The 9,496-nt window shown below is 56.1% G+C and carries 8 protein-coding genes; 6 read left to right on the forward strand and 2 right to left on the reverse strand.

From position 1 onward, the window contains the following. Positions 1-25: 25 nt before the first annotated feature. Positions 26-1,048: a tRNA/rRNA methyltransferase gene (locus ACMGEE_RS16525; protein ID WP_253459047.1), complete on the reverse strand. Its 1,023-nt coding sequence runs from the start codon at positions 1,046-1,048 to the stop codon at positions 26-28. A 239-nt stretch (positions 1,049-1,287) separates the two neighbouring features. On the opposite strand from ACMGEE_RS16525, the gene trxC reads away from it, so the two are divergent. The 5 genes from trxC to ACMGEE_RS16550 all read left to right on the forward strand — a co-directional run bounded on the left by trxC (position 1,288) and on the right by ACMGEE_RS16550 (position 7,742). Beyond that, on the forward strand, positions 1,288-1,707 hold the full coding sequence (trxC, locus tag ACMGEE_RS16530) for a thioredoxin TrxC (protein ID WP_394149997.1): 420 nt from the start codon (positions 1,288-1,290) through the stop codon (positions 1,705-1,707). A gap of 82 nt (positions 1,708-1,789) precedes the next feature. Further along, positions 1,790-2,494, forward strand: a complete 705-nt coding sequence (locus ACMGEE_RS16535; protein WP_436830357.1) for a tRNA-uridine aminocarboxypropyltransferase — start codon at positions 1,790-1,792, stop codon at positions 2,492-2,494. Positions 2,495-3,269: 775 nt separating this feature from the next. Further along, complete coding sequence (locus ACMGEE_RS16540) at positions 3,270-5,912, forward strand: bifunctional acetate--CoA ligase family protein/GNAT family N-acetyltransferase (protein ID WP_369896973.1); 2,643 nt, start codon at positions 3,270-3,272, stop codon at positions 5,910-5,912. Positions 5,913-6,026: 114 nt separating this feature from the next. Next, entirely contained in the window at positions 6,027-7,382 is a 1,356-nt protein-coding gene (pssA, locus tag ACMGEE_RS16545; RefSeq protein WP_253461240.1) for a CDP-diacylglycerol--serine O-phosphatidyltransferase, read from the forward strand. A 42-nt stretch (positions 7,383-7,424) separates the two neighbouring features. After that, positions 7,425-7,742 carry a YfiM family lipoprotein gene (locus tag ACMGEE_RS16550; protein ID WP_301252699.1) on the forward strand — a complete coding sequence of 106 codons (318 nt, stop codon included), beginning with the start codon at positions 7,425-7,427 and terminating at the stop codon, positions 7,740-7,742. Here the strand turns inward: ACMGEE_RS16550 and ACMGEE_RS16555 are convergent. Next, positions 7,739-9,043 (reverse strand): MFS family transporter, encoded by a 1,305-nt coding sequence (locus ACMGEE_RS16555; RefSeq protein ID WP_253459036.1) that lies wholly within the window; start codon positions 9,041-9,043, stop codon positions 7,739-7,741. The genes ACMGEE_RS16550 and ACMGEE_RS16555 overlap by 4 nt on opposite strands. Positions 9,044-9,241: 198 nt before the next feature. Between ACMGEE_RS16555 and ACMGEE_RS16560 the strand changes: the two genes are divergently transcribed. Then, positions 9,242-9,478 carry a hypothetical protein gene (locus ACMGEE_RS16560; protein ID WP_253459033.1) on the forward strand — a complete coding sequence of 79 codons (237 nt, stop codon included), beginning with the start codon at positions 9,242-9,244 and terminating at the stop codon, positions 9,476-9,478. Positions 9,479-9,496: the final 18 nt, after the last annotated feature.

Consider the following 9,496-nt stretch of genomic DNA (forward strand, 5'->3'; position numbering starts at 1 on the left):
ATGAACCTTAACGGCCCGCTTCGCCTCAGGCGTTCTGACGCCACCATTCCGCCAGCAGAATGCCGGTCGCTACGGAAACGTTAAGGCTTTCCACGTTGCCGGTGCCGCCGATAGAAACGCTCAGGTCGCCCTGCTCCAGCGTGGTGTCGGACAGGCCGTCGCTCTCCTGACCCAATACCAGCACCATCTTAGCGGGCAGCGCAGCCTGCGCCAGCGGCTCGCCCTGATGGCTGGACGTGGTTACGATGGCGTAACCGGCACGGCGAAACGCATCCAGACCTTCAGCAAAGCTTTCACCGCTGATAGCCTGCACGTGTTCCGCGCCGCCTTCCGCCGTGCGTACCGCCGCGCCGGATTCCAGTAGCGAAGCATCCTGCACCAGCAGCCCTTTCACACCGAAGTGCGCGCAGCTGCGCATGATACCGCCCAGGTTATGCGGGTTGCCGATATCTTCCAGCGCCAGCACGCAATCTTTCTCTGGTGCCTTAGCCAGCCACTCGCGAACCTGAATGCCGGGACGCTTTTTGATCAGGAAGCAGACGCCGCCGTGATGTTCGGTGCCGGACGCCTTCGCCAGCTCCGCATCGTCTACCACATGGTAGGCTTTACGGTTGGCGGCCATCCATTTCAGCGCATCGCGAAAACGCGGCGTCACGCTCTGGACGAACCAGGCGCGCACGATGCAGTCGGGACGGCTCTGGAACAGCGCCTGACAGGCGTTTTCGCCATAGACGCGCGTTTCTTCATTACGCTGACGACGGATCTGCTCCGGATCGATACCGCTTTTGCCGCCGATGCCGCCGTAATCGGGCTTGTCATCTACCGCTGACGGCGCGCGTGAAACCGTACGCCATGGCGAACCGCCTGCTACGTCGCGATCGCGCCCGCCACGCGGCTTTTCTGTATTACGTGAAGAACGGCGGTCGCCGTCCGGACGAGGCGCGCCTTTACCGGTACGGGGATTTCCCGTCCGGCTGCTGCTCTCATCATCGCCGCGGACATACATCACTTTGACTTTACCGCTTTTACCTTTAAATTCGTCGTTCATTTTCCCTCCACCTGGCTGAGCGCGAAGCGCGCAGATTACCTGATGTGGCACCGCTTAGCTATTAACTTCCCGCTAAAGGCTAGTTTCCGTGCCGTGCTGACCTTTAAGACAGCATAAATCGCGTGAGTCACGACCTATTGTACCCATCGAACAAATCTCTTTGTTGCTGACGCAAAGCCGAACCATAATTACCGCTACTTAATCATAACAAAGTAAGCGATCGCTTACCGAGGTGTATCATGAATACGGTTTGTGCTTCATGCCAGGCGACCAACCGCGTGCCGCCGGAACGTATTGAAGACGGCGCAAAGTGCGGCCGCTGCGGCGACGAGCTTTTCAATGGCGAGGTCATTAACGCCACTACCGCCACGCTGGATAAATATTTACAGGACGATCTGCCGGTTGTCGTGGATTTCTGGGCGCCGTGGTGCGGCCCCTGCGTTAACTTTGCGCCGGTATATAAAGACGTTGCGCTAGAGCGCGGCGGCCAGGTTCGCTTCCTGAAGGTGAATACCGAAGCGGAGCCGGAGATCAGCGCACGTTTTCGCATCCGCAGCATCCCGACCATTATGATCTTTAAGCAGGGTCAGATGGTGGATATGCTCAGCGGCGCGATGCCTAAAGCCCCTTTCAACGAGTGGCTGGACGAAAACCTCTGAGTCCCTGGTGGTCAGGTTCGCCTGGCCACTACTGTTTTTACCGCTTTTCTGCCAGAATGGCGTTTTCCCCAGATAAATTCCTATGATCGAAAACGCCGTTCTTCGCCTGCGCGCCGAGCGCCTTGCGCGGGCTACCCGTCCTTTTCTTGCTCGCGGCAATCGTATCCCCCGCTGTCAGCGCTGCCTGCTGCCAAAAAAGAACTGCCTGTGCGAGACCCTACAGCCGGTAGCGGCGCGCAGTCGTTTTTGCCTGGTGATGTTTGACAGCGAACCGATGAAGCCCAGCAACACGGGCCGCCTGATTGCCGATATCCTGCCCGATACGCAGGCTTTCGGCTGGTCGCGCACCGAGCCCGATCCCCGGCTGCTGGCCGCGGTAAAAAATCCTGACGTGCAGCCGCTGGTGGTGTTCCCGCAATCCTACGCCGATGCGGATCGCCCGGTGATAAACCGTCCTCCCGTCAACGGTAAACCCCCGCTGTTTATTATGCTCGACGGCACCTGGACCGAAGCGCGCAAGATGTTCCGCAAAAGCCCGTGGCTGGATGCGTTGCCGGTAATGTCGCTGACGCTCAGCCGCCCGTCCAACTATCAACTTCGCGAGTCGCACGGCGACGGCCAGCACTGTACGGCCGAAGTCGCGGCGGAGCTGCTGCTTCAGGCGGGCGATACCGCAGCGGGTACGGCGCTGTTCCGGCACTTCGATCTGTTTCGCCAGCGCTATCTGGCGGGTAAGCCGCACCATCCGTCTCATCAGCAAAGCGCGGCCGTGACACCCGACGATTAAAAAAGGGCGGCCTTTATACTGGCCGCCCTTTTCTGCTCTCTGGGTTTTATGTGTGTTTAAAATAATATATTTCCGGCTCTTCTGGACTATCGGTTACATATTATATCGATATTCTAATTGGGCAGAAACCACTCAAAAAAATAACCAGCAGCCGGATTTAAAGCCACTACTTGTTAATTTAGACAGGATACCCCTTGCGCAGCCTTATGGTGATTTAGCTCAGCAAAGGCCAGGCTGATGCCCTCCAGAAGGTACCGATATAAGGGGAAAAACCGCGTGCCCGTAAGGGAAAATGAGCCGCCTGCTTCTGTTACAGGCCAAGGGTACTTGTTTATTTGAAAAGTAAAAGCCCTGCCATCACCAACAAAATCAGACGACTCATTTAATTCATATTCATCAGTGAAAACACTTCCTCTTAAAGGCGGATAACATTCGCTGACGACATATTATTACGCGTCTGGTACTGCTTACTCAATCTTAATAATTACCCGTTGGAAAGTAATAATTGAGAGAGAGAAAAAAGTAACTATCGGGCAGCGCTGGTCCGTCAAAATAAAAACGTTCAGCCTTTAAGAATTTAACCTTTTTAACATCCACGCGGTTATTACAGAATTTCTCTACGGCACAGGTAAAAAATCAACGGCGTGCTGCATCTCTGCTGTCTGGCAGCCTGTAAACCAGATAAATTTGTGAGCTGATGCCGAGGATTGCGGCCTGGCTACGGCACCAGACGTCGGTTGGCGTTAAACTCACTTTTTCTGCACAGGAGACGGCTATGAGTCAACGAGGGCTGGAAGCGCTGTTACGCCCCAAATCCATCGCGGTTATTGGGGCCTCGCCGCGCCCGGAACGCGCGGGCTATCTGATGATGCGCAATCTGCTGGCGGGAGGGTTTAGCGGTTCCGTTCTGCCGGTCACGCCGAAGTATCAGGCCGTATGCGGCGTGATGGCCTGGCCCGATGTCGCCAGCCTGCCCTTTGCCCCCGACCTGGCGGTAATCTGCACGCACAGTCGCCATAATATCGTCCTGCTCCAGGCGCTGGGCGAGCGCGGCTGCAAAGCCTGCATCATTCTCTCTTCGCCGGGCAGCCAGCATGACGAGCTGCGTGAGTGCGCCAGCCGTTTGCAGATCCGCCTGCTCGGGCCAAACAGCCTGGGACTGCTTGCGCCCTGGCAAGGGCTGAACGCCAGCTTTTCCCCGGTGCCTATTTATCAGGGCAGGCTGGCGTTTATTTCGCAGTCCGCCGCCGTCTCTAATACCATTCTCGACTGGGCGCAGCAGCGGCAGCTGGGCTTCTCTTGGTTTATCGCGCTCGGCGACAGTCTGGATATCGACGTGGACGACCTGCTGGATTTTCTGGCGCGCGACGGCAAAACCAGCGCTATTCTGCTCTGTCTGGAGCAGTTAAGCGACGCACGGCGCTTTGTCTCGGCAGCCCGCAGCGCCGCCCGAAACAAGCCGGTGCTGGTGATTAAAAGCGGGCGCTCGCAGCAGGCGCGTCAGCTGCTGGGCGCGCCCGGCGGCATGGACGGCGCCTGGGATGCGGCGATACAGCGTGCAGGCCTGCTGCGGGTACAGGATATGCACGAGCTCTTTTCCGCGGTGGAAACCCTCAGCTATATGCGGCCGCTGCGCGGTGAGCGACTGATGATTATCAGTAACGGCGCCGCGCCTGCCGCGCTGGCGCTGGATGCGCTGGATGCGCGCGGCGGCAAACTGGCAACACTGGGCGAGGCGTTAACGGCGGCGCTGCAAAGCTGTCTGCCGGACGGCTGCCAGGCCGGCAATCCTTTGGATCTGAAAGATGACGCTACGCCAGAACGCTATCAGCAGGTGGTGTCGCTGCTGCTCGGCAGCCACGATATCGATGCGCTGCTGGTGATTTACGCGCCCAGCGCCGTTGCGCCCGCTACCCTCACCGCGCAACGATTAATAGAGGTGACGGCAAAGCATCCGCGAGCGAAACAGATCGCCCTGCTGACCAACTGGTGCGGCGAGTTCTCTGCGCCTGAAGCGCGCCGCCACTTCAGCGAGGCCGGTATTCCCACCTATCGTACGCCGGAAGGCGCGGTCACCGCGTTTATGCATATGGTGGAATACCGCCGTAATCAGAAGCAGCTGCGCGAAACGCCCGCGCTTCCGGCCGATCTGGCGACTAATACGGCAGAAGCCCACCAGCTCATTCACCTGGCGCTGAAAGAGGGCGTGACCACGCTGGATACCCACGAAGTCCAGGGCATTTTGCAGGCCTATGGCTTAACGACGTTGCCAACCTGGATCGCCAGCGACAGCGTGGAGGCGGTACAGATAGCCAGTCAGGCAGGCTATCCGGTAGCGCTTAAGCTGCGCTCGCCCGATATCCCGCATAAATCGGAAGTCCAGGGCGTGATGCTCTATCTGCGCTCGGCTGGCGAGGTGCAGCAGGCGGCGGAAGCCATTATCGACCGGGTCAAACTCGCCTGGCCGCAGGCGCGTATCGACGGGCTGCTGGTGCAGAGCATGGCCAACCGCGCCGGCGCTCAGGAGTTGCGTATCGTGATGGAGCAGGATCCCGTATTCGGGCCGGTGATTATGCTGGGCGAAGGCGGCATTGAGTGGCAGGCAGAGCGGCAGGCCGCCGTAGCCTTGCCGCCGCTGAATATGGCGCTCGCCCGCTATCTGATTATTCAGGCCATTAAAAATGGTAAAATACGCGGACGCAGCGCGCTTTCGCCGCTGGATATTTCGGGCCTTAGCCGGGTTTTGGTGCAGGTGTCCAACCTGATCGTGGACTGTCCGGAGATCAGGCGGCTTGATATCCATCCTTTGCTGGCGGCAGGCGAAACCTTCTCGTTACTGGATGTCACTATGCAGCTGGCGCCTTTCGACGGCGATCCCGAAGCGCGCCTGGCTATCCGTCCGTATCCGCACCAGCTGGAAGAACAGGCACAGCTGAAAAACGGTGAACCGCTGCTGTTCCGGCCCATCCTGCCGGAAGATGAGCCACTGCTACAGCAGTTTATTGCTCAGGTGACGAAAGAAGATCTTTATTATCGCTACTTTAGCGAGATCAATGAGTTCACCCATGATGATTTGGCTAACATGACCCAGATCGACTACGATCGGGAGATGGCGATCGTTGCGGTGCGTCAGCATGAGATCGTCGGCGTAACCCGCGCGGTCTCTGACGCCGACAACGTGGACGCCGAGTTTTCGGTGCTGGTGCGTTCCGATTTGAAGGGGCTGGGCCTGGGGCGTCAGCTGCTGGAAAAGATGATCGACTATACCCGTCAACATGGTCTGCTGAAGCTCAACGGCATTACTATGCCGAATAATCGCGGCATGATAGCGCTGGCGCGCAAGCTGGGTTTTACCGTGGATATCCAGCTTGAGGACGGTATTGTCGCGCTCTCCCTGACGCTACAGGAAAACGGTTAATGTCTGGAAACGTAAAACTGCCCACATCCCGCCTGACTGATGGTAACATTAGCGGTTATGGCGATGATTTTAAGGCAAAAGGCTATTCCATGAACAGAGAAGAAACGCACTGTGATGCTGTCTAAATTCAAACGTAACAAGCACCAACAGCACCTTGCGCAACTGCCAAAACTGTCTCAGTCGGTTGCCGATTTTACCACGCTGTATACGCCTGCCGACTTCCGCCAAACGCTGCTGGAAAAAATAGCATCGGCGACAACACGTATCTGCCTTGTGGCGCTCTATCTGGAAAACGATGACGGCGGACGAGCTATCCTTTCCGCGCTGTACGAGGCAAAGCGCCTCCGGCCCGGGCTGGATGTCCGCATTCTGGTTGACTGGCATCGCGCGCAGCGAGGCCGTATCGGCGCTTCTCGCGGCGCAACCAACGCGGACTGGTATTGCGAGATGGCCGAACAAAATGCCGATATCGCTATTCCTGTATACGGCGTGCCGGTAAATACTCGTGAAGCGCTGGGCGTTCTGCACCTGAAAGGCTCGGTCATTGACGATACGCTGCTTTATACGGGCGCGAGTCTGAACGACGTCTATCTGCATCAGCACGAGCGTTATCGTTACGATCGCTATCAGCTGATTACCAATCCCACGCTGGCCGATACGCTGTTGAACTGGATTGACACCAATCTTATTCAGGCCGAAGCCGTTCACCGGCTCGATCAGCGCGAGCGCCCGAAAAGCCCTGAGATAAAAAACGAAACGCGGCAGTTTCGTCAGGAACTGCGTGGCTTCGATTATGATTTCGAAGGCGACGCCAACAACGAGCAGCTGGCGGTCACGCCGCTGGTCGGGCTGGGTAAACGCAGCCTGTTGAATAAAACCATTTATCATCTGATGCCCTGTGCCGAGCAGAAGCTGACGCTTTGTACGCCCTATTTCAACCTGCCCGCGATCCTGGTCCGTAATATTATCTGGCTGCTGCGCCGGGGCAAAGACGTTGAAATCATCGTCGGCGACAAGACCGCAAATGATTTCTATATCCCGCAGGATCAGCCTTTTAAAATTATCGGCGCGTTGCCTTATCTGTATGAGATTAACCTGCGCCGCTTCCTCAGCCGCCTGCAATATTATGTCACCAGCGGTCAGCTGACCGTGCGGCTGTGGAAAGATGGCGAGAACAGCTACCATCTGAAAGGCATGTGGGTGGATGAAGAGTGGATGCTGATCACCGGCAACAACCTCAATCCGCGCGCCTGGCGGCTTGACCTGGAAAACGCCGTGTTGATCCATGACCCGCTCCAGGAACTGGCCGCACAGCGCGAAAAAGAGCTGGCGCTGATCCGCGAACATACCACGGTTGTGCAGCACTATCGGGATTTGGAAAGCATTGCGGACTATCCGGTCAAGGTCAGAAAGCTGATCCGCCGCCTGCGACGTATTCGCATTGACAGGCTAATCAGCCGTATTCTGTAAGCCAGCTATACTAAGCCCTGTCAGTCATACAGGGCTTTTTTTATGCGCTTGCTTCCTCTTATTCTGCTTTGCTGTTCCGGCTGTAGCCATATGGCCCAAGACAGCTGGACAGGTAAAGATAAAGCGGAACACTTCTTTTCTTCCGCGTTTCTTTCTGCGGCGGGCACCGCTTACGGCGAACGTCAGAACTGGCATGAAAGCCACAGCGGCGGTTTCGGCCTGCTGTTCTCCATCAGCCTGGGCGCGGGCAAGGAGTTTTATGACAGTCGCGAAGCGGGTTCAGGCTGGAGCTGGAAAGATTTCAGCTGGGATATAGCCGGCGCCGCCACCGGCTATACTCTCTGGAATACGGCTCGTTAAAGCTTCATCCCCTTCCCTTTCTTATGCAGCAGCAGCGATACCAGGAAGGCAACCGCGCCCATAGCGGAAACATACCAGAAAAAACTATTCTCGCTTCCCGCCGCCTTAAGCGACAGAGCCACATATTCCGCCGATCCGCCAAATAAAGCGTTAGCTACCGCATAGGAAAGCCCCACGCCCAACGCACGCACCTCTGGCGGGAACATCTCCGCCTTCAGGATACCGCTGATTGAGGTATAAAAACTGGTAATCAACAGGGCAAGCATGACCAGCGCAAAGGCGACCCAACTGCTTTGGACGTTTTGCAATATCGTCAGGATCGGCACGGTGCAGATCGCCGCCATGCCGCCAAAGATCAGCATCGATCCTTTCCGGCCGATCTTATCGGAAAGCGCGCCGATCAAAGGCTGGATCAGCATAAAGATAAAAAGTGCCGCCGTCATTAATGCGCTGGCGCTGCGCGTATCCATCCCTGAGGTATTCACCAGATACTTCTGCATATAGGTGGTAAAAGTATAAAAACTTAACGAACCGCCAGCGGTAAATCCTAATACCATTATAAATGCACGACGGTGCTTCCAGAGCCCTTTTAACGATCCGGCATCCTGATGCGTGCGGCTTTTTTTGTCGGAGGTTTCATTTAAAGAACGGCGTAAATAGAGCGCGACAACGGCAAGCAGCGCGCCCAGCGCGAAAGGAATGCGCCAGCCCCATGCGCGTAAATCTTCATCGGATAAAAGCTGTTGCAGAACGACCACGGTCAGCAAAGCCAGCAGCTGACCGCCGATCAGTGTGACGTATTGGAATGACGCATAGAAGCCCTTTTTACCTTCAATCGCGACTTCACTCATATAGGTCGCGCTGGTGCCATATTCTCCTCCTACTGATAATCCCTGAAACAAACGAGCCAGCAGCAGAAGCGCGGGCGCCCAAACGCCAATCGCAGCGTAGCCTGGCAGGCAAGCGATAACCAGCGAGCCAAAACACATCATGCAAACAGAGATCAGCATGGAAGTTTTGCGCCCGTGTTTGTCGCCAATATAGCCGAACAGCCACCCGCCGACCGGTCGCATTAAAAAACCGGCGGCGAATACGCCTGCTGTTTGCAGCAGCTGCGTGGTGGCATTACCCGAAGGAAAAAAGATATGGGCGAAATAGAGGGAGCAGAAGGAATAGACATAAAAATCAAACCATTCAACAAGATTACCTGAAGAAGCGCCTACGATGGCCCAAATCCGTTGACGGGTAGTGATGACAGAAGTGCTGGCGGCGTCTGTCTTAGACGATGCGGCATCGAACATAATTCCTCCTCGCATTTTTCCTTGCTAATAATTAGCGTCAAAAGTGAAACAGCAACCAGCAGTAAACCGCACCCGCGTAATGTTAAGAATCTGTTTTTTCAGAGACGAATAGATTTGTGACGCAGATCCGTTTTAGCGCTGCTTTGCCGTGAGGAGAGCGTTCTTCTGACGACAAAAAGGAACTGGATGAGGGTATAAATGCTCGATGAAGGCATAACCGCAGAGGCGAGTCAGAAGATCGATAACAACTTTTATTTTGAGCAGTTAAATGATGCGAGAGTTCCGCCTGAAGAGAATAAAGCGCGGTTTTTATACGTGCCGGGCCGTAAAGGGAAATTCCGGGCCCCTGCGCGCTTTATCCGCTGCGGGGCCGCTTTTTCCCGGCCCACAAACGCAAAAAACCCCGACCGTGAGGTCGGGGTTATCGCAATTTGATGCCTGGCAGTTCCCTAC

The organism is Erwinia artemisiae, assembly GCF_051400835.1.
In the GTDB taxonomy this organism is placed as follows: Bacteria; Pseudomonadota; Gammaproteobacteria; order Enterobacterales; family Enterobacteriaceae; genus Erwinia; species Erwinia aeris.